We start from the raw sequence: 20,330 nt of genomic DNA, 5'->3' as shown, positions 1-20,330 counted from the left end.
TGATGATTACATCGGGTCGTGATACATCTCGCAGGCCTGTAGCGTATTTTGCATCAGCGTCGCCACCGTCATCGGCCCCACACCTCCGGGAACCGGCGTAATCCAAGCCGCGCGCTCTGCCGCCGTTTCATACTCTACGTCACCGACCACTTTACCGCTTTCCAGCCGGTTAATGCCGACGTCGATAACGATAGCGCCCGGTTTAATCCACTCGCCGCGCACGAACCCGGGGCGACCAACGGCCGCGACGATCAGATCGGCCTCTCTCACCTTTTTCTCCATATTCTGCGTGAAGCGATGAGTCACTGTTGTCGTACAGCCGGCCAGCAGCAGCTCCAGCCCCATGGGGCGACCGACGATATTGGAAGCGCCGATAACTAACGCATCCAGACCGTACGTGTTAATTTCACAACGCTGCAGCATGGTAATTATGCCGCGCGGCGTGCAGGGACGGAGCTTCGGAGTACGTTGACACAGGCGGCCGATGTTATAAGGATGGAAGCCGTCGACGTCCTTCTCCGGAGAGATGCGCTCAAGGATCTTAGTGTTATCAAACCCCTCCGGCAGCGGAAGCTGAACCAAAATGCCGTCAATCAGCGGGTCATTGTTTAGGGAATCGATCAAAGTGAGCAGTTCATTCTCAGAACAGGTGTGGTCCAGATTAAACGAGCGGGAAAGGAAGCCAACCTCTTCACAGGCGCGTCGTTTACTGTTGACATAAATCTGCGATGCGGGATTTTCCCCAACCAGAACAACGGCCAAACCGGGCGCCCTTCTGCCCGCCTGAATTCGCTTTTGTACGCTAGCGGCAATCTCCGCTCTTAGCTGCTGAGCAATTGCCTTACCATCAATAATCTTTGCTGACATCTGAGAATCGATCCACTGTTTAATCACGGGGGACCTATTCTGTCAGATGAAGAACGTTCTGTCAGGGGTAAGTTAAGATTAATTGCCTCAGGCGAAACGGTCACGTTATGTTCAGTTACGAAAGAAGCGGCGCATTATCGGCCAGTTAGCGCCTAAAATCATTGACCTTCCGAGGAAGAGCCGTATAATTCGAGCCCACTGACGCCTTTCTCGCGTCGCTCATCCCAACGCTCCCATAGCTCAGCTGGATAGAGCAACGGCCTTCTAAGCCGTAGGTCGAAGGTTCGAATCCTTCTGGGGGCGCCATTAAATCAACGATAGCATCAAAAGACGCTCTTCCGCTTTAGAGCAAGCAACTAACCAGATAACTAGTCTATAGTTTGGTAAGAATTTCCCTACTCCGTTTTGTTTCCACATAAATAATTGTTCCGTTTTGGATAATTAATAATATTAGAAATAAAACTGTAGCTTATCTCAGATAAGTACATTCAACGCTCAATATTACCGTTCATTAAATTAATTAAATAAATAAAAATTTCATCAAAAGTATATTAAACATCTCTTTTTACTTTTATCAAAAAAGGATATATTCGCGTCCGTAAACTTGGCGTGATGATTTCATTATTTCACATAAAAGAGAGATTTTTGTCACATAATTCGGCCATATATTTAATTATTAATATATTGAAAGAACCGTAGGCGACGTCTCTCAAAAAATAAAATCAATAAATAACAATTGGTTATATTTAAATCTGTTGTATATAAACCCATTCCTCGCACAGCTTCATGCTCGCCGATAGTAATGGCATTGACGGTTAAAGCGGGCATTCGCCGTCATATAACAAAAATTTAAAAATTCAGATACGAGAAAAAGACAAGAGTTTATAGCTAATACAATTATGTTTAATATAGTAAGAGGTTGTTATGGTACAGTATTTCAAATTACGTTCAGTTGTTATTAATAAAACCGGTTATGTTTATGCCGACGACGTATACGACGCGTTAAACATTAATAAACATAAGGCGTTAGAAATTCTTGATAGCGCAGATATTATTGTTGATAAAGGCATAGAGCTTATTTCAGACTGGATGTTAATGGCGCTCGATCTGCAGATAAAAGAGAAGAATCTTTACAGGGAATTTGTTTTTATTTAAAGAGTTCGGTCCGTTCTTTCCGTGCGCGGGGTTCCGTCGTCGCCCCGCGGCCGGCCCTTTCAGCTCGTCCCTTCCTTACTCCACCGCATCGTGTAGTATGTAGCCATCCCTCTACTGAATAGGAAGTCGACAATGAACAATGAAGAACTCATCGCCTACTGCTTAACCAAGCCAGGAGCGGTGCACGACTATAAGGCCGAGTGGGAAGCCGATCGCGTCTGCGTTTTCGGAAAAATGTTTGCCCTGCTGGGCGAGCTTAACGGGCGGCCTATTATTTCCCTCAAAAGCAATCCTGACCGTTCCGACATTCTGCGGCAAACCTATCCGGACGTCATTCCGGGATACTATTTAAACAAGAACCACTGGAATTCGATGTTTTTTGACGGCGCCTTAACCATAGACTTCATACAGGAAAGCATCGATCATTCGTATAACCTGATCGTCCAAGGCTTACCCAAGAAAACGCAGGCGCTGTTAAAGGCGCCGCAGCAGGCCGAATAGGCCACGATCAAGGTCAACGCTAACCGCCAAGCGGGCAAGCGGCAGCCTTAATACTCTCCGCCGACGGCGTGGAGGACTAAGGCCGTCCATTCACCAAATAAGCGCCTCGAACAGGCGCTTATTGCATCATCGGTTCGCCTTTTAACGGTTGGTTTTCACGCCAATGGCGTACTTTGTCCACCTCAAACAGCGTCGACTGTTTAAAGTTCGTCAGCCACATCTGTAAATACCCTTCTTGCACTACGCGATAATATTTATATTCCGTCGGAATAATCGTTTCGCCCCGTTCGCTGACAATTCCAAGGCGCCAATCTTTACTGCCGTCAACGCCCGTGGTCAGCGCATAGGCGTCAATCTCAGGGATATATTGAAGCTCACGGCCTTTGTGGCTAAACAGCACGTGGCCCTGCTTGTCCATCAGGCTAACGCTTCCGCCTTCATCCGTAGCAATAATGCGATCCTTACCGTCAACCTCCTCAATGCTTTTTCCCTTTACCAACAGCTGCCCCGTTCTGTCAAACAGGTAATCACGCAGATGCTCTCCTCCGCTATCGTCAGAAGCGATAAACATCCCGTTTTTCCAGAACAATCGGCTATGCGCAGGCTCCACCAGCCATTTCTGACTTTTCAGGTCGTAGAGGCCCAGCCTGTCGTTATCACCGGCGATAGCTAAATGCTGTTCTACTATCTCTTTAAACTCATTCGTATGGAGAAGCAGCTTTCCTTTTTCATCAAAAATAAATCCTTCCGGCGTTCTGCGATAAATCTCCCTCTCGGTCCCTCCTTCCCTTTTCCACTTGGTGCCCACAATGAAAGGCTGGCTTTCGCTAAATTCATAATAGCCGTCTTCAGGGGTTGGGACGATCAGGTTGCCCTGACGGTCAATCAGCCCTTCATAAAGCGAAAAATAACGGTCGTCGGGTTCACTGCCGGCATAGCGCTTTTGGTTGTACTTAAACAAGTTTTTCCGCTCTCCGGGAGGAATCTGGGGGAACTGCGTCAAGTCAAGCTGCTTGAAAACGTGCAAAAACATCATTCTTTCCAGCAAGTTTCCCGACTCGTAAGGCACCGTAAGCTTTAGCGTTAACCCATCGCCCACGCTCACGTAATAGTCATAGTTCGTTTCGCTCTCATCGCCGTAGGTGAAGACATCTCCAACCCGCTTCCCCTTCGGAGCCTCTTTTTGAGCCTGCGCTAGCAGCTCAGAAACAGGCCGGGAGTAGAGCTCGATATAAACTTCGCGCTCAAACGTTTCTGACGGAAACTTCACCCGAACAGGGTTCATCGACTTTCCGCGCTCTACAAAACGACCAGGCTTTTCCAGAATGTTGTCAATCCTACGCCAAATCGCCTGATGAACCTCCGCAGCGTTAAAATAGTCGCTCACCTTGGCCTGATATTTTTCTTCCAATGCGGGTTGCGAAAGCGCCAGATCGCCAATCGTAATGACGTTCTTACCGCGGTAGCGTTCATCCATCGTACGCAGTATGGAAAAGGCTTTCGCCGCCGCCTCTGCCGTTTGTACGTCCGCCAGCCCGACGAAGTAGCGGCCGATTGAATCGTCATACTGAAAGTACAGCACTTCCATTACACCATACTGGTTGTAATAAACCGCGCCGTTTTCCGACTGAAACAGAACGTCGCCTTGGCTTACCAGCCACGAGGCGAGGCCAAAGTCGCTTTTTTTAGCGCTGACGACAAAAAGCTCGGCGCTGATGCCGCTTTGCTTATCGTTGAAGGTGTAGATTGCCGTGTCTTCATTTTCCATGTCGACCAGCAGCCCTTCCATCCTGCGCAGGTAGATCCCTGAGTTTCTGCGCTCTAGCGTATCGTATGCGTCAACGGGTAGCTTGACGGTAAAATGGCCAAGGGGAGAAAACGGGACGCCGGGAAAGTCCTCCATAGGTGTACGGCTAAACGCCTCTTTCTCCTGTAGAAGCGTCGCCTGATACGCCTTTTCCTGCTGCTCAAAGCGCTGTTTCATCGCCACCAGCTCAGGGGCCGTTTCGTCAGCGCTTTTCAACGTCATGGTGATAACGCAGTCATAGAAACCGCAGGTCATGTCCTTATCCGATATAAGCCTGATAACGCCTTTTTTATCCGCCTTTATCGTATTCCAAGTATTGTTTACTTGAAATCGCCCGTCCTTAACGCGCTCGCTACGCTTCCCGTCAACGGTGTAGTAAGAAACCTCCGCCGGAGTGATGTTGAAATAGATGTCGTTTTTGACCTTCCCTATGCTCTCGGCAATGCCTTCCTGAAGAGACGCTCGCCCTTCGGCGCCGTCCTGCTCTTTACCGTTGTCAAACTCCACCCGGATATCGTCAACCAGGTAGTAGCCGTCTTTGGGCTTGCTTTCTCCATCGCATCCCGACAGCAGCAGCGCTATTGCCGCTGCGCTAACGTATTTCTTCATCGCGTCGTCCCTAATGCCTAAAAAAAGCCTCTGAACGCACGGGCGTCAGAGGCTATCAATAATTCGCTGCGCTTAACCTACTTGCGTCGCCAGGTCGTCCCGCCCGCGCCGTCTTCCAGCACGATCCCCATCTCCGTCAGGCGATTGCGCGCTGCGTCAGCCGCGGCCCAGTCTTTAGACTGACGGGCGTCGTTGCGCTGCTTGATTAACGCTTCGATTTCGGCAACTTCATCGTCATCGTCGCTATTGGTTGCGCCCTGTAAAAACGCTTCCGGCTCCTGTTCCAACAGCCCCAAAACGTGGGCCACTCGACGCAGCTCCGCCGCCAATTGGTTAGCCGCCACTACGTCTTCGGCCTTCAGGCGGTTAACTTCGCGCGCCATGTCAAACAGTACGGAATAGGCTTCAGGCGTATTGAAATCGTCGTCCATCGCTTCGCAGAAACGCGCTTCGTATTCGGTGCCGCCGAGCGCCTTAACGCTGGCGTCGGTGCCGCGCAGCGCGGTATAAAAACGCTCCAGCGCCGCTCTCGCCTGCTTTAAGTTTTCTTCGCTGTAGTTAAGCTGGCTGCGATAATGGCCGGACATCAGAAAATAGCGCACGGTTTCGGCGTCGTAATGCTTAAGCACGTCGCGGATGGTGAAGAAGTTGCCCAGCGATTTGGACATCTTCTCTTTATCGATCATCACCATGCCGGAGTGCATCCAGTAGTTGACGTAAGGCCCGTCGTGAGCGCAGGTAGACTGCGCGATTTCGTTTTCATGATGGGGGAACATCAGGTCAGAGCCCCCGCCGTGAATATCAAAATGCTCGCCCAGCTGCTTGCTGTTCATCGCCGAGCATTCAATGTGCCACCCCGGACGCCCCGGCCCCCACGGAGATTCCCAGCTCGGCTCGCCCGGCTTGGACATCTTCCACAGCACGAAGTCCATCGGATTGCGCTTAACGTCAGCCACTTCAACCCTAGCGCCGGCCTGAAGCTGCTCCAGATCCTGACGTGACAGCAGGCCGTAGTCTGAATCGGTATCTACGGCAAACATCACGTCGCCGTTGCTCGCCACGTAGGCGTGGCCGCGCGCCAGCAGAAGCTCTACCAGCTCGATAATCTCTTTAATATGATGCGTTGCCCGCGGCTCCAGATCCGGGCGCAGGATGTTCAGCGCGTCAAAGTCCGCATGCATTTCCGCCAGCATGCGCGTCGTCAATTGATCGCAGCTCTCGTTATTTTCCGCCGCGCGGCGAATAATCTTGTCGTCAACGTCGGTGACGTTGCGCACATAGGTCAGGTCGTAACCGGCAAAGCGCAGATAGCGGGCAACAACGTCAAAGGCGACAAAGGTTCTTCCATGCCCGATATGGCACAGGTCATAAATCGTTACCCCACACACGTACATACCCACTTTACCGGGATGAATAGGCTTGAATTCCTCTTTCTGTCTGCTCAGGGTATTAAAAATCTTTAGCATGGGGATGACCGTTATTATGTGTTGTTAAAACAAGCCCTATTAATCAAACGTAGATAAAGCGTGAAAACGGCCGCTCAGAACGAACAAAAAAGCCGCCGCACGCTGATATAAGGCGATAATGCATAAGCGTCATATTGAAACCTGATTAAACAGGCTTTGCAAGAGAAACCCCCCGAAACCTTCGGGGGTAAATAGAGATTGTGGAGACGAGAAAAGTGAAAAATAAGGCGGTTACAGAAAGTTGTCGTCTACCCGACTCACTTTACGGCAATACCTTCAATTTCAATCATCGCTCCCATAGGAATTTTCCCTACCTGTAAGGCCGTTCTGGCAGGAGGCGCGCCGTTAAAGGCTTCGGCATAAATCTTATTCATCGTGCCGTAGTCATCCATGTTGCTAAGGTAAACGTTCACTTTCACCAGCTTATCCATCGATGAACCGCTGGCTTCCAACACGTTACGCAGGTTGGCGATAGCCTGACGGGTTTGCGCTTCGATACCGTCCGGCAGCTTGCGGCTTACCGGATCGATGCCTATTTGCCCCGACGTGAAAATAAATCCGTTAGCCTCGATAGCGGGTGAATAAAGCGCCGACGGCTTAGCGCCTTCCGGTACGATCGCTTTCCTGTCGCCGGCCTGCGCCGCGCTGGCGGAAAACAAAATCGCACCTAGCGTCATGATTAAAAGAGGCTTATGAAATTTAGACATGCTTATCATCCTTAAGGTCATTAAAAAGAAAGCGTCAGGCCAAGCGCTCCGCACTTGGCCTGACGTATACCGTTTAGAACCAGGGAGACTGGCTCATTACGCCGTAGTAAAACAGCATGCGGCCGCATACCGCCGCGGACAGCACCACCAGCATCAGCACGCCGCCGGTGGCTACCGATATAGAGGGCTTACGCAGCAGATATACCGCCGTCCCCGTTCCCGTCACTACGCCGCCGAAAATAAGCCATCCCATCAGGCCGGAGCTGAACAGTACGATGGCGCTTTGCATCAGCTGATCCTGACGCACCAGCCCTTGGCCGTACCACAGGATAACCACCAGCAGGGCTATTGCCCCCAGCAAGATGCCCATAGGCAGTAGGCTCGGCATTGCGCCCTTATCTTCACCTTCGACGTTATAAGCGCCGACCACGATGCTTAGGCTGGCAAAGCCTAGCAGCAGCGCGGTAGCGATGAAGCTTAGGTGGGTCATGGCCGAATGCCACATCGGGTGGCTGCCCATCTGATAGTAGACCTGAGCCGATACCAAAATGGCTGCAACTCCCACAATCGAAGTCAGCAGGCTAATCCCCTTCACCAGCGCATGGCGACGGCCGCCAAAGACGAAGGCGACGGTCCAGAAAAACGCCACGACGTTCAGCAGGAAAAAGGCCACGACTTCACGGCTTAGCCACGAATGCCCAATGCCGAGAATCGCTCGATAGGCGCCCGTCGGCGTTCCCAGGTGCAGAAGGGACAGCAGCGAGCCGATGACGTTAACGATAAAAACGCCGACGGCAACCTTACGCAGGCAGGCAAAGCGCTTTTCATCCGTCAGCCAAGCGGGCCGGGCATAGATAAGCGCCGTGACGGCGACAATCGCCCCAATAGCCCACTGGCAAAGCACGGTGAAAAAAACCAGAGGAAACTCATATTCAGACATAGCGCTTCTCCTTATTCCTTATCGCCTGCGGGGATGATGACGATATTCGGGCCGCTGATGCGATGGTCAGGCAGCTTATATCGGGTTTCAATGCGCGACAGGTCGGCGCTGTAGCGACGACGAAGCTCGTCGATATCGCCAAACTGTAAGACGCCCGCCGGGCACGACTCCACGCAGCGCGGCTTCAGCCCTTCATCCAGACGTTCCGCACACAGGTTGCACTTGCTGGTCTTCCCTTCCGCCGGGTCAAACACCGGCGCATTGTACGGGCAGGCCATGATGCACATCCGGCAGCCGATGCACTTGTCGTGATCCTGTACTACGATACCGTCCGGGCGCTTGGTGTAAGTCCCCGCTGGGCATACCTTCATGCATTGAGGATCGTCGCAGTGGTTACAGGACATCGAGATAAACGCCATGCCGTTCGGATCGTCAAAGCTGAACTCTCTGACTTTGCGCCACAGCACGCCGGGCGGCGTCGCGTTTTCCGATTTACAGGCCATGGAACAGGTTTTGCAGCCGTAGCAGCCGCGCATATCAACTAAAAATCCATACTGTCTGACCATGATTATGCCTCCGCCTTAACGTCAACCAGGGTGCTGTTGCAGCAGTGCCCCGTGCTCAGAATTTCGGAGTAGTCATTGGTGACGTGACTGCTGCTTCCTCCCTGCTGTTCCCACCAGCCGTTGTCCAGGCTCACTACCCCGCGCTTAATCTGGCGCGTGACAATGGCGATAGCGCGGTGTTCCCCACGATCGTTAAACGCAATCGCCCACTCGCCGTTGCGAATGTTGCGCTTTGCCGCATCGTCCGGGTGAATAAGCAGGTTAGGCTGATTGCGCTGAACCTCCAGGATCCACTCGTTCATGCCGTGGCTGGAGTGAATGCTGCGCGCCAGCTTGCGCTGAACCGCCATCAGCGGATACTTTTTCGCCAGATCCGGCGAGCCCTTGGGCGACTCTTTTACCTGCATGTAGGTCACGACCGGCGAGAAGTCCTTCTTCTGCCACTCTTCAATAAAGAAGTGCGCCTTCTTGGTTGGCGTACGGAATACCCCATCTTTGAAAGGGATCCACGGCACTGCGGCTGGCTTCACCGGCCCCTTTTTCAACTGCTCGATGGTGATGCCGGTATCCTTCAGGCAGTTTTCGATATAGTGCTCGATCGGCTGATTAAACACTTCACCAAAGCCAAAGCGCTCCGCCAGACGGGCGAAGATCCAATAATCCGGCTTGGCTTCACCCACCGGCTCAACGGCCTTTTGCATCAGTTGAACGTAGTGGCTGCGCACGCCGGCCATCAGGCTGACGTCTTCAAAGATGGTCGTTACCGGCAGCACCAGATCGGCGTACATCGCGGTAGATGTCATCAGGTTGTCCGCCACCACCACAAAGGGCACCTTCTTCAACGCCTTTTTCACCATATTGGTGTTCGGCAGTTGAGTCACTGCGCTTAGGGTCATGAGCCACCAGAAGTTGATGGGATGCGGGCGATCGTTAACAATCCAGTCTCCAAGCTTGGCGACCGGGATAGGCGGGATCTTCTCTACGTTCGGCGCGGGCGGCACCGGCGCATTGATTTTCGCCATCTGACGAACGCCGCCTGCGTCGCACACGCCGCCGCCGGCCTTACCCACGTTACCGGTCAACAGCGCCAAATAAAACTGGCTGGCGGCCACGTAGGTGCCAAACTCGGTGCGCTGAGCGCCGGACATGTTCTGTATAATCATCGCCGGCTTGCTGCGGGCGTATTCGCTTGCCAAACGCTGCACCGTCGCAGCGGGCACGTCCGTCTCAGCTTCGACTTTAGCCAAATCCCAAGGCTGGGCTTCGGCGCGGATCAGCTCAAATACGGTGGTGTAATCGGCGTTTGCAGGCAGCTCGGCCCGAGTTAACGCAGGCACGATGCCCGGTGTGTCGTGACGAACCGCGCGCTGGCTTATCGTGTCATAGACCAGATAGCTTTCTTTATCTTCAGCGCTTTCTCGCTTTTGCTTTTTATCGGCGTCCACCAGGTAGGGCGCACCGGTGTGCTGACGCAAATAGTCGGCGTCGTAAAGCTGCTCGTCCATGATGATTTTAATCATCCCCAGCGCCAGCGCCGTGTCGGTACCGGGCACGATGGGGATCCACTCGTCGGCCTTGGCGGCGGTTTCGCTGTAGCGGGGGTCTATCACTATCAGACGCGCGCCGTTGGCCTGTGCCTTCAGGTATTCTTTAAAGTAGGCCTGCATGGTGACGGCGGGGTTGTTGCCCCAGCACAGGATATAGCGGCTGTCGGCAATCGTGTCGCGCGTATCGGCATAGCGTAGGCCCAGCATTGGCATCATCGCCGCCGTAACTGCGGCGCAACATAGCGATCCCGCCTGCTTGGTCGAACCGCCCAGATAGTCGAAGAAAGCTTTGCCCATGTCGTTTTTGATGGAGTCCATGTTGCCCGACGCGGCCGAAAACAGCATGCCCTTATTGCCGAATCTGGCGATGGTGTCGCGGATATTTTTCTCAATCAAATCCAGCGCTTCATCCCAACTAATCGGCTTAAATTTTCCTTCGCCTTTCTCACCAATTCTGAGCAGCGGCGTTTTCACTCTAAGCGGGTGATAAACCCACTTCGTACGGCTCATGCCACGCAGGCAGCACTTCACGTTGAAGTCCGGACTTGCTTCAATCTTTTTCAGCTCCCCCTGATAGACGTAGGCCGTCAAATTGCAGTGCAAGCACTCCATTGCACAGGTTGAACGAAAGGTCTGATAGTCGCCAAGCTTTAGACGCACGGTCGGCAACGGCTTTTTATCCGCGCTTGCCTGCGAAAATGCACAGGGCGATAAGGACGCCAGACCAATCACGCCAAGCCCCTTAAGCAGGGTTCGGCGCTTCATTCTGATCTCCGATAGATTTTTCATACAGTTCCTCACCACGTTCTTATTTTTTTCATCTTGCTCACATTGATGCTTATTTCGTCATTCTGAGAAAATGAGACACCATAAGTAAACCATGGTTAACTTATGGTGTACTGATCGAAATCAAATTACCCCTAAATAAGTATTCAACGCGTGGTTTTAAAAAAGAGTGAGAGAAAATAAAAACAATAACAATCAAATAATTGAATGCACCGTAGTCATAAATAACAAGAAATGATAGGCTATGCCCCGTTAATCACTACCTCAGAAAGGCCGGAATGCATGTCAGAAACGCAGACGCAGGGCGTAAACTCAGTCGAAATCGCCGTTACGGTGCTGGAAGCCATTGCTGAACTTGGCGCCTCCGCCAGGGCCATCGACATCGCCCGGCTGTCAGGCCTGTCCAAGAGCCGTTTGCATAAATATCTGGTTTCACTGTGCCGCAGCCAGCTTATCTATCAAGATCCGGAAACCAGCCTTTATTCGCTGGGCAGTAAGCTTTCAACGCTGGGCGACGCCGCCAAAATGCAAAACGCCGCCCTGGTCGTTATCAACAACGCCCTTTGCCAGCTGAGGGACAGGCTCAATATCTCTACCGGGCTCGCGGTAATCACGGGCGATACGCCGACGCTTATCAACTACAACCGCAGCAATAAGAACATTGAGCTGGACTATAAAGACAATACGCAAATTCCCTTGCTCACCAGCGCGGCAGGGAAAATCTTTTTGACCTTCTCAGCGCGTTTTCGCGATCAAAACCTGCTGACTAAAGAAGAAGAGAAACAGATCCTGCACGACGGCTACGCCATTCGCCTGACGGAAACGGAGGGCATTCCCGGCGCCAGAGCCATCGCCTGCCCTGTTTTTAACACCAACCGTAGCCTCATTGGCGCTGCCGTCATTATGGGACTTCTGCCCGACGACGACGGCGAACTGCGCCAGCTTGCCGACGTACTGCTTAACGTTATAAAAGAAATTCACATAGGATAGGCGCACTCATCCCGGCGCCGCCGAGGCTAAAAGGAAATACGATAGTGCAGCCTCTAACGCCATCATATACAATACCTATTTGACGTACTCTAACCAGGCTTAGGAAATTCAATGATTACTCTTCATACCAACCACGGCGATATCGTTATCAAACTGTTTAGCAATGAGGCGCCTATCACCGCGGCCAACTTCCTGGACTACTGCCGCAGCGGGTTTTATAACAACACGATTTTCCACCGCGTCATTAACGGCTTTATGATTCAGGGCGGCGGTTTTGAACCCGGCATGAGCCAAAAAGAGACCAAGGCAGAGATTAAAAACGAAGCCAACAACGGCCTGAAAAACACCCGTGGAACGCTGGCGATGGCCCGCACGCCGTCCCCTCACTCAGCTACGGCGCAGTTCTTTATCAACGTCGTCGACAACGACTTCCTGAACTTCCGTTCTGAAAGCCCAGACGGTTGGGGCTACTGCGTATTTGCAGAAGTCGTCGAAGGCATGGACGTTGTAGACAGCATCAAGCAGGTTAAAACCGGCCGCAGCGGTATGCATCAGGACGTCCCGGTCGAAGACGTCGTCATCAACAGCGTTACCGTTAGCGAATAAGGTTCTGCCCGAGATCGATGACCATTCTGTTTATCGCCGACCTCCATTTAAGCGAATCCGAACCGGCAATTACTGCCGGTTTTCTCGCTTTCTTACAGAGAGAAGCCGTCAACGCTTCTGCGCTCTACATTCTGGGCGACCTGTTTGAATTCTGGATCGGCGATGACGAGTCAAGCGAACTGCACGATACCGTCGCAAAAGCGCTAGCGGCGCTGCACGACAGGGGCGTCCCCTGCTACTTTATCCACGGCAACCGAGATTTTCTCATCGGCCAGCGCTACGCCAAGCGCTGTAAAATGACACTGCTGCCGGAAAAACAGATCGTTGACGTTTACGGCACGCCGGTTCTTATCCTGCACGGCGACACGCTCTGCACCGATGACCCGGGCTATCTGCGCTTTCGCCGTTATATGCACAATCGGCTTATTCAGCGCGCCTTTTTATGTCTGCCGCTCTGCCTGCGCCTTAAGATAGCCAGTCGGCTACGCCGCCAAAGTACGCTTAGCAACCGGGTTAAATCCCAACTCATGATGGACGTCAACCAGCTCGCGGTGATAAGCGACATGAAAAAGCATGGCGTACTGCACATGGTTCACGGACACACTCACCGGCCGGCCGTACACGATATGACGATTAAGGGCGAGCAGTCTCAACGCGTCGTACTCGGCGCCTGGCATACTCAGGGCTCAGTCCTGCGCGCATTCCCTGACGGCAGCATCGATCTGGCCAGCTTTCCACTCTAGACTGCGCCGCATACAGCTATGGGGCACAGCCTGATTCCCCTCTTCAATTTTCCTCATTTTCTTTTAGTTAAGCGAACGCAAACGTTTTCCTTCCCACGGCGGCGTGTTATGCTTGCGGCCCTGAAAGAGGTTATTATATTTACCCCGCACGACCTTACAGGAGCATGCCCCCTATGCCAGCCAGCGCCGACAAGGCCAAAATCGCCATTGTGATGGGTTCCAAAAGCGATTGGGCGACCATGCAGTTCGCCGCAGAAATCCTTACCGCATTAGACATTCCGTTCCACACCGAAGTCGTTTCTGCCCACCGCACCCCGGATAAACTGTTTAGCTTCGCCGAAAGCGCAAAAGAGAACGGCCTTGACGTGATCATCGCTGGCGCCGGAGGCGCGGCCCACCTGCCGGGTATGCTGGCTGCCAAGACGCTCGTCCCGGTGCTCGGCGTGCCGGTTCAAAGCGCTGCGCTCAGCGGCGTCGATAGCCTATACTCTATTGTCCAGATGCCGCGCGGTATTCCCGTCGGAACGCTGGCTATCGGCAAAGCTGGCGCGGCCAATGCCGCCCTGCTGGCGGCGCAGATCCTTGCGTTACACGACGAGAAAATAGGTTCTCGCCTCACCGCCTGGCGTCAGGCGCAGACGGATGACGTCCTCAACAACCCCGATCCCAGGGAGAACCCATGAAGCCGGTTTGCGTTTTAGGAAACGGCCAGCTTGGCCGCATGCTGCGCCAGGCGGGTGAACCTCTGGGCATTGCCGTCTATCCCGTCGGGTTGGATGCAGAGCCTGAAGCGGTTCCTTATCAGCAGGCGGTCATCACCGCAGAAATTGAGCGCTGGCCCGATACGCCCCTGACGGAAATCCTGGCCCGCCACCCCGGATTCGTTAACCGCGACGTTTTTCCACGCCTGGCCGATCGCTTGACGCAAAAGCGCCTGCTGGACACCCTGAAGCTGGCGACCGCCCCCTGGCAATCGCTGGAAAGCGCCGAACAGTGGCCGGAAGTCTTTCGTTCTTTGGGGGAGCTTGCCATCATCAAACGCCGCGTCGGCGGCTACGACGGCCGCGGGCAGTGGCGGCTTAGAGAGAGTGATGTCAACACGCTGCCCCAGGATGCCTACGGCGCCGCCATTGTCGAACAGGCGATTGCGTTTTGCGGCGAAGCCTCGCTGATTGGCGCGCGCGACCGCCACGGCCGCTGCGTGTTCTATCCGCTGACCCACAACCTGCATCAAGAGGGCATCCTGCGCGCCAGCGTTGCGCTGCCCAAGCCTGACGCTCGCCTTCAGCGTCAGGCGGAAACTATGCTGTCGGCCATACTTAACGCGCTGGACTACGTCGGCGTGATGGCGATGGAGTGCTTTATCGTCGGCGACAGTCTGCTAATCAACGAGCTTGCGCCCCGCGTACACAACAGCGGACACTGGACGCAAAACGGCGCATCTATCAGCCAGTTCGAGCTTCACCTGCGGGCGGTGCTTGACCTGCCGATGCCGAAGCCAAGCGTTTTTAGCCCGTCGGTCATGGTAAACCTGATCGGCACCGACGTTAATCCGCGCTGGCTGTCTCTGCCGCTGGTCCATCTGCACTGGTACGATAAAGAGGTTCGCCCCGGCCGCAAGGTGGGGCATTTAAACTTGAACCACGCCAGCGTTGAAACGCTTTGCGATACCCTTGCCCACCTGAAGCCGATGCTCGACGGCGACTATCACGCCAGCATTGACTGGGCGATAGAGACGCTGAAAGAAAACGAATAGCTCTCCAATAGCCTCGCTTGACCGCGGGGCTATTGCTTTGGCGCCTCTTTCTTCTCCACGGTTATCATGGTCACAAACGGATAATACTGCCAGGGTACGCCCTTCCCCTTTTGGTACATTTTTGAGATGGTGCCGTCCAGATAAAGCATTTGACGAACGTTTAACTGGGACTTCGCATAGCAGGCGAAGTCGTAAAAGTTAGCTTCGCGCTGGCTCATCATAAACACTACCTCGCCCTTTTGCGTAATGCCTACGCCGTTGCGAACCTTACGCGACTCCACGCCGGGCTTCAGGCGGGAGTTGATCGCGCCGTTTTCAATCATCATTGGCCCGGACTGAACGGCGAAATCCGCGCCCGTTACCGATTTAAACTCGTCCAGGCTGACGATACCGTAGCGCTCATCCTTGACGTAAAACACTCCGCCGGGTCGAATAAAAAAGTTGCCGCCGCCGGAGGCAAGGTTCAACGCCACCTTCTGTTCGCCGTTCTCTATATACAGGCCGAGCGGCGCATATTCTTTATCATATATGCCGCCGTTCATCGCCATCTGCACTCGCCCGTCGCCATTGATACCAGATAGCAGGGTGCGCAGCGAACCGTAGGCTTCTCCATTCCCCTTTTGCCAGTACGTTCTTACCCGTTCGGTTTGAGGATTGAGAGTATAAGTTTGTAGCTTAAGGGAGGGATCGGAGAGGGTGCAGTTGTCGGCAGCAAAGATGTGGAAAGGTAATAACGATAGAGCAAGAAAAATCCGTTTTTTCACGATAAAAAACCTTAACGTTTTATAACAAACCCGACTAGGTAGTCTCTAGTCATAAATGACTATCAAGCAGCGCCATCACGGTCAAAAACCGTTTCCGTACATCAGGTAATGAGTGTCTTAGACGGCTTCCTATTTGCCAGTGAGGATGTAGAGAGTCTATGTTTTCGCAGTAACGATCCAAAGCATCTCTATACGCCTCCTCGTCTTCCGGTTTAAGCCAACACAACGTGGCAAACGCAACATCCACCCGCAGCGCTTCCCATTCAAGTTGCATAGGAGACGTTTCGAAGCAGCGCTCAAGATACTGCTCCAGAGCCTCGCTGGCTTCATTACCTGCCAGACGGGCAAGGCAAATGCACAGGTGTTCTGGATGAGGCGTAAACCGGAGCAAAAGTTGAATAACAACAGATAAGAAAGTATGTTGCCTACGCTGTGCAATCACCCACGCAGCGACCTTCTGCGAGCGCCAACTTTGATACAGCATTTCTCGCAGCATCGCGTCTGAATATTCAGGCAAGCGCCGATGAAAATCGGCCAGTATTCTCCTTTGCTCTTCATGTGAACTGCGAAGGATATTGCCATTCATAAATACGGAGTAAAACGGCTCAATGAGCGTTGGGTGAAAGCTCCAGTCGGGCATAGTTCTCTATCTTAACCTCACGCGGCTTCTATTGAACGCGATAGAACAGGTTCACTGCGCAATCTTAAGAGCATCGATAATCTCTGCAACCAGCACCGTACCGGGCCCATCCAGAAAGTACTCGCTCTCCGCCGGCTCGCGGAGCTTCATGACCTGCCCCTGCGCCACTTCCATCGTATGGCCGGCGACCATTTCCGCGCCGCTGTCCAGCAGATAGCGCAGAATATTACTGAAGATGTCGCTGTATTTTTGCCCCTCTTCATGCCCTGAAGCCAGCACCGCAAAGTCCGGCAGTCCGAAGCCGTTTGCGCCATAGGTGCGCATCCAAACGCCGTCGACGCCCTCGACCTCGTACTTCACAAAGCCGCAGAACAGCATCGTCAAAGGCAGGCCATAGCGCAGAATATCAGCACCGTCCTTTGCGGCGGCCATTTCGCCAAGCACGCCCGCCGGCAGCGAGGTGTAGGCACTTTCATTGAGCACCGCCAGCGCGCCAAAGCGCTCTAACGCGCCTGCCACCAGCGCAAGCGCGATATATTGTTCCAGCACGTTATCGTCGTAACCGGCGTACCATAAAAGAACATGGCTTTCATTGGCGCGAACCTGCTCTTTCATCTCGGCGCCATAGTGAGAAGGTCCAACGCACTTTTCCAGATGCTCCGCAGGGAAAGGCGCATTAAAACCTACCATGCGAACCACGTGCTTCCCCCAGCCGACCAGCGCAAAGAAATCGCCAAGCTCGGGATCGCGCTGGCAGCGCGCCTGCTTCATTGACGAGTCAAAGCCGCGCAGCGTCTGCTCAAGCTTGCTTTCATCAATAGAAAGCGAACCGCTGAACACGACCTGTAGGCTTAGGCTATTTTCTTGATTGGGATTGGCGACCAGCTCCGCCAGTGACTGGCTTTCTTTTTCATCGCGACGGCCGAAAAAACGGGACAAAATGCTCATAAACGCTCCTTGTTTATTTGCCGCCCAAGGCGGCTGCTTCTGAACTAATAACACCAAAAACCATTTTGGCAGGGTATCCATTCTATACCAACAAGCGCCTTGGAGGCATCTTCCGATTTTTTGCGAGACGTATCCAGATAAACCAATGCTCTCGTTGCTCAACAATAATACATGAAGTACCGTCCGTTTCATTGACGAGATACCGAACGCCAGAGCGTCACTATATCATTAACAATATTAGGATTACTTCAAAATGATTGTTGCAACATCGCCCCATAGCGCTCAGTTAGCAAGTTTGCATTGCGCCCCCCCCACAGGGGCCACAATAGACACGCAGTCTATTGGAGGAATTATGATGAACAACGCAATGTTAAAAGTTCGGGTATCTGAAGAACTCAAGGCGGCGATTCGCGAACTGAGCGACAACAATGGCGAACGCGCTGACAACATTGACGACTTTTGGAAAGGCATTTTTAAGTAACCATGCTGAAAATTCGGTATTCCTCAGCGTTCAAACGGGATATGAAGTGCTATCAGCATGACCATGCGGCTATCGCAGCGATTGACGCCGTATTAAGACTGCTGGCAACAGGAATGCCGCTACCGTATTGTATAAAGAACACAGGCTAAAAGAATGCTACGCGGGGTATTTGGAATGCCACGGCAAGCCTGACCTTCTGCTGATTTATCAACGAACGGAAAACGAGGTTCTTTTGTATCGAATCGGCAACCATGCGAAGTTATTTAAGATGTAGTCTTGTCAAAATCCCGCCTTTTCAAAATGTCTGGGGCTAAAACCTCATGCCATAGTTGTGTTATTTATTAACACAGGAGGATCTATGCCAAGAACGACCAGCATCACTATCGGTGAACAGCTCGACGAATTTGTCAGTCGCATGATCGCATCCGGCCGCTACGGCTCAACCAGTGAAGTCGTACGCTCGGCGCTTCGCCTACTGGAACAAAAAGAGTCTCAGATGGATGCGTTAAGAAAAGCCGTTCTCGCAGGGGAACAGAGCGGAGAGAGCGAACTGACGCTGCGCGAAATTGCGGCAAGAATAAAGCAGAAATACGGCGTGTGAGGTAAAATTAATGACAAATTTAGCCTCGCCTTTTATACTTCGATAAGTACATTATTCATACAACACAATGGGTATTCTATGACCACTATTTCACAAAAAGCAGCCAGAGAAATGTTAGGTATGCCAGAAAACTTCAGCGGGGGCGTTTATGTCACTAAGAACGGCGTATCTGAATTGTTCATTCAAACCGCTGCGGAAAGAGAGGCAGAACTGGCCGCTCAAGCGTCTGAACGGCAATCTAACGCACTGCTCAAATTGGTCATGCTTTCTCGACAAGATATCGCTGAACAAAAAACCATGACCCCGGAAGAAGCATTGAAACGACGTCGTCAAGCTCGGGGATATTGATGAAAAAACGCATCATCATCACTGAAGTCGCATATCGTTCTTTAGACGTTATTGAATACTATCAGGCGCTTCATCACGATGTCGAAACCGCAGCGATAATGACGGATAGCCTGTTAACGGAGTCTACAAATGCCATTGCCACGGATCCATCCCGCTATGGTTTTAATCAAACGGCTGCGGAAAACGGCCTTCGCCTACGTCAATGGTTTGATGAAAAGCAGAAACATCGCGTTCTGTTTGAGCTCGCCGAGAACAATACTATTTATATTCACCTCTATTGCAGTACGAAACAAAATTTGGAACAGCTGCTTTACCAAATGTTAATCACGGCGTAATGGAAAAAACGCCCAGCAAACATTCATCGTTTTCTCGCTTAACCATCTCGAACTCTAAACGCTTTATCCAATTTTTTTCGAACCGTCTCCAGAGAGTTCAATAGACGAATGTGAAACTGTCAGTCCAGGCCAGTTCCGGTTGAACTGAAAGGCGATGAGGTCTAACGCTGAAAAAGAATGACAATGAATTCCCGAGCGCTCTGTTTAAGAGCCCCCTGTAGATATCGGGTTCTCCCTTCCGGGGGAATAGCACTATTGGCCATACCCTTCACACCACTAGGTCGCGCCTTTGGTTGAATACCAGCAAATTAACGACCCAGTGCAGACCATCAAAGCGCCGGTCCAAAAGTATAAACTTAAAGATTCCCCCAGCAGCATCGCAGCAAAAAGCGCCGATATAACGGGGGTAAAATACGAAGCGGTTGCCAGAAGGGTCGCATTGCCATGAAGCATCCCAATATTCCAGGCTGCATAGCCTAATCCCATCGCGATAGAGACCAAAACCAAATTAACCAATATGTGCAGGCTAAAGTGCATCGCTGGCGTATCCGTGAGGAAAAACTTAAGCCACAGAGCCGCTGCGGTCAGCATAAAGAATAACGTAATGCCGTTGCTGCCGTTGGCGAGCTTTTTGGTCATGACGCAATAGGCGCTCCATATCACCGCACCGACAAAAGCCAAACCATAGCTCAGGGGGTTAGAAGCGACGTTGCCAGCCATATCGTTGAGCGAGAGGCCGTTTTCGCCTCCCAAGACTTTTCCCAATCCCGCGAAACAAATCAGCATGCCCGGCAGCATCAAAAATTTAGGCCTTTTACGGTCTGCCAGCGTCACGAAAAGCAGCGTCAGGCTGGGCCACAGGTAGTTGACCATGCTGACTTCAATGGCCTGCGAACCCGAGTTGGCAAACCCGACGGAAAGCGAAAGGCAGATTTCATAGGAAACGAAAAGAACGCATCCCCAATAGAGGTACTTTCGAGGAAACGAAGAGAGTTTGGGTAAACCGACGATAAACAGCAGCAACAGAGCGCTGAGGCTGTAAACCATTGCCGCCCCGCCTATCGCGCCTAGCCCCTCGGAGACGCTTCGAAGAAATCCAACTACGGTGCTCCATAAAATAATGGCGGCTAGGCCTATCAGGGTGGCGTTTCTGGCTGACATCGGGGG

The 20,330-nt window shown here is 52.4% G+C and carries 22 protein-coding genes and 1 tRNA gene; 12 read left to right on the top strand and 11 right to left on the bottom strand.

Features of this window, described 5'->3' with window-relative positions; translation table 11 throughout:
- Positions 1-6 precede the first annotated feature (6 nt).
- On the bottom strand, positions 7-867 hold the full coding sequence (folD, locus tag G544_RS0100425; protein ID WP_027272761.1) for a bifunctional methylenetetrahydrofolate dehydrogenase/methenyltetrahydrofolate cyclohydrolase FolD: 861 nt from the start codon (positions 865-867) through the stop codon (positions 7-9).
- A 229-nt stretch (positions 868-1,096) separates the two neighbouring features.
- Here folD and G544_RS0100420 point away from each other — a divergent pair.
- Positions 1,097-1,173 (top strand) — tRNA-Arg (locus tag G544_RS0100420).
- 981 nt (positions 1,174-2,154) lie between these two features.
- Positions 2,155-2,523 carry an MmcQ/YjbR family DNA-binding protein gene (locus tag G544_RS0100410; RefSeq protein ID WP_027272759.1) on the top strand — a complete coding sequence of 123 codons (369 nt, stop codon included), beginning with the start codon at positions 2,155-2,157 and terminating at the stop codon, positions 2,521-2,523.
- Positions 2,524-2,641: 118 nt separating this feature from the next.
- Here the strand turns inward: G544_RS0100410 and G544_RS19635 are convergent, their stop codons facing one another.
- The 6 genes from G544_RS19635 to G544_RS0100380 all read right to left on the bottom strand — a co-directional run bounded on the left by G544_RS19635 (position 2,642) and on the right by G544_RS0100380 (position 10,954).
- Positions 2,642-4,939 (bottom strand): hypothetical protein, encoded by a 2,298-nt coding sequence (locus G544_RS19635; RefSeq protein WP_071783214.1) that lies wholly within the window; start codon positions 4,937-4,939, stop codon positions 2,642-2,644.
- Between the two features lie 77 nt (positions 4,940-5,016).
- Positions 5,017-6,405 (bottom strand): cysteine--tRNA ligase, encoded by a 1,389-nt coding sequence (gene cysS / locus G544_RS0100400; protein WP_027272758.1) that lies wholly within the window; start codon positions 6,403-6,405, stop codon positions 5,017-5,019.
- A 257-nt stretch (positions 6,406-6,662) separates the two neighbouring features.
- On the bottom strand, positions 6,663-7,112 hold the full coding sequence (locus G544_RS0100395; RefSeq protein ID WP_211218889.1) for a RidA family protein: 450 nt from the start codon (positions 7,110-7,112) through the stop codon (positions 6,663-6,665).
- Positions 7,113-7,185: 73 nt separating this feature from the next.
- Positions 7,186-8,052 carry a dimethyl sulfoxide reductase anchor subunit family protein gene (locus G544_RS0100390; protein WP_027272756.1) on the bottom strand — a complete coding sequence of 289 codons (867 nt, stop codon included), beginning with the start codon at positions 8,050-8,052 and terminating at the stop codon, positions 7,186-7,188.
- A gap of 11 nt (positions 8,053-8,063) precedes the next feature.
- Positions 8,064-8,618, bottom strand: a complete 555-nt coding sequence (locus G544_RS0100385; protein ID WP_027272755.1) for a 4Fe-4S dicluster domain-containing protein — start codon at positions 8,616-8,618, stop codon at positions 8,064-8,066.
- Between the two features lie 2 nt (positions 8,619-8,620).
- Entirely contained in the window at positions 8,621-10,954 is a 2,334-nt protein-coding gene (locus tag G544_RS0100380; RefSeq protein WP_027272754.1) for a molybdopterin-containing oxidoreductase family protein, read from the bottom strand.
- Between the two features lie 279 nt (positions 10,955-11,233).
- Here G544_RS0100380 and G544_RS0100375 point away from each other — a divergent pair, with 279 nt between their 5' ends.
- The 5 genes from G544_RS0100375 (at position 11,234) to purK (ending at position 15,046) form a co-directional block, all read left to right on the top strand.
- Positions 11,234-11,941, top strand: coding sequence for an IclR family transcriptional regulator (locus G544_RS0100375; protein ID WP_027272753.1), 708 nt, complete (start codon positions 11,234-11,236; stop codon positions 11,939-11,941).
- A gap of 111 nt (positions 11,942-12,052) precedes the next feature.
- A complete protein-coding gene (ppiB, locus tag G544_RS0100370; RefSeq protein ID WP_027272752.1) occupies positions 12,053-12,547 on the top strand; it encodes a peptidylprolyl isomerase B in 495 nt (164 codons plus the stop codon).
- A gap of 17 nt (positions 12,548-12,564) precedes the next feature.
- On the top strand, positions 12,565-13,290 hold the full coding sequence (gene lpxH / locus G544_RS0100365) for a UDP-2,3-diacylglucosamine diphosphatase (protein WP_027272751.1): 726 nt from the start codon (positions 12,565-12,567) through the stop codon (positions 13,288-13,290).
- 173 nt (positions 13,291-13,463) lie between these two features.
- Positions 13,464-13,973, top strand: coding sequence for a 5-(carboxyamino)imidazole ribonucleotide mutase (gene purE, locus G544_RS0100360; protein WP_027272750.1), 510 nt, complete (start codon positions 13,464-13,466; stop codon positions 13,971-13,973).
- Positions 13,970-15,046, top strand: a complete 1,077-nt coding sequence (gene purK, locus G544_RS0100355; protein ID WP_027272749.1) for a 5-(carboxyamino)imidazole ribonucleotide synthase — start codon at positions 13,970-13,972, stop codon at positions 15,044-15,046. Before purE ends, purK begins: the two co-directional genes overlap by 4 nt.
- 29 nt (positions 15,047-15,075) lie before the next feature.
- Here purK and G544_RS0100350 read toward each other — a convergent pair whose 3' ends face one another.
- Genes G544_RS0100350 through G544_RS0100340 form a run of 3 tightly spaced genes read right to left on the bottom strand, consistent with a single transcriptional unit; the run spans position 15,076 to position 17,398 of the window.
- Entirely contained in the window at positions 15,076-15,810 is a 735-nt protein-coding gene (locus G544_RS0100350) for a phosphodiester glycosidase family protein (protein WP_036023018.1), read from the bottom strand.
- 49 nt (positions 15,811-15,859) lie between these two features.
- Positions 15,860-16,450, bottom strand: a complete 591-nt coding sequence (locus G544_RS0100345; RefSeq protein WP_027272747.1) for a DUF6000 family protein — start codon at positions 16,448-16,450, stop codon at positions 15,860-15,862.
- A gap of 51 nt (positions 16,451-16,501) precedes the next feature.
- Positions 16,502-17,398 (bottom strand): DUF4261 domain-containing protein, encoded by an 897-nt coding sequence (locus G544_RS0100340; protein WP_027272746.1) that lies wholly within the window; start codon positions 17,396-17,398, stop codon positions 16,502-16,504.
- A 352-nt stretch (positions 17,399-17,750) separates the two neighbouring features.
- Between G544_RS0100340 and G544_RS22560 the strand changes: the two genes are divergently transcribed.
- From G544_RS22560 to G544_RS0100315, 5 genes are all read left to right on the top strand, one after another.
- Positions 17,751-17,879 (top strand): hypothetical protein, encoded by a 129-nt coding sequence (locus G544_RS22560; protein ID WP_261798557.1) that lies wholly within the window; start codon positions 17,751-17,753, stop codon positions 17,877-17,879.
- 127 nt (positions 17,880-18,006) lie between these two features.
- Positions 18,007-18,153 (top strand): type II toxin-antitoxin system RelE/ParE family toxin, encoded by a 147-nt coding sequence (locus tag G544_RS22440; protein ID WP_309297233.1) that lies wholly within the window; start codon positions 18,007-18,009, stop codon positions 18,151-18,153.
- 84 nt (positions 18,154-18,237) lie between these two features.
- A complete protein-coding gene (locus G544_RS0100325; RefSeq protein ID WP_027272745.1) occupies positions 18,238-18,480 on the top strand; it encodes a type II toxin-antitoxin system ParD family antitoxin in 243 nt (80 codons plus the stop codon).
- 78 nt (positions 18,481-18,558) lie between these two features.
- Positions 18,559-18,828 (top strand): hypothetical protein, encoded by a 270-nt coding sequence (locus tag G544_RS0100320; RefSeq protein WP_027272744.1) that lies wholly within the window; start codon positions 18,559-18,561, stop codon positions 18,826-18,828.
- On the top strand, positions 18,828-19,163 hold the full coding sequence (locus G544_RS0100315) for a hypothetical protein (protein WP_027272743.1): 336 nt from the start codon (positions 18,828-18,830) through the stop codon (positions 19,161-19,163). The genes G544_RS0100320 and G544_RS0100315 overlap by 1 nt, the downstream gene beginning before the upstream one ends.
- Positions 19,164-19,439: 276 nt before the next feature.
- On the opposite strand, the gene yddG is transcribed toward G544_RS0100315, so the two are convergent.
- On the bottom strand, positions 19,440-20,324 hold the full coding sequence (gene yddG, locus G544_RS0100310; RefSeq protein ID WP_027272742.1) for an aromatic amino acid DMT transporter YddG: 885 nt from the start codon (positions 20,322-20,324) through the stop codon (positions 19,440-19,442).
- Positions 20,325-20,330: the final 6 nt, after the last annotated feature.

It is taken from the genome of Leminorella grimontii ATCC 33999 = DSM 5078 (genome assembly GCF_000439085.1).
Lineage (GTDB): Bacteria > Pseudomonadota > Gammaproteobacteria > Enterobacterales > Enterobacteriaceae > Leminorella > Leminorella grimontii.
The sequence above is the reverse complement of the archived record's forward strand: the minus strand, read 5'-3'. Positions and strand labels throughout refer to the sequence as shown.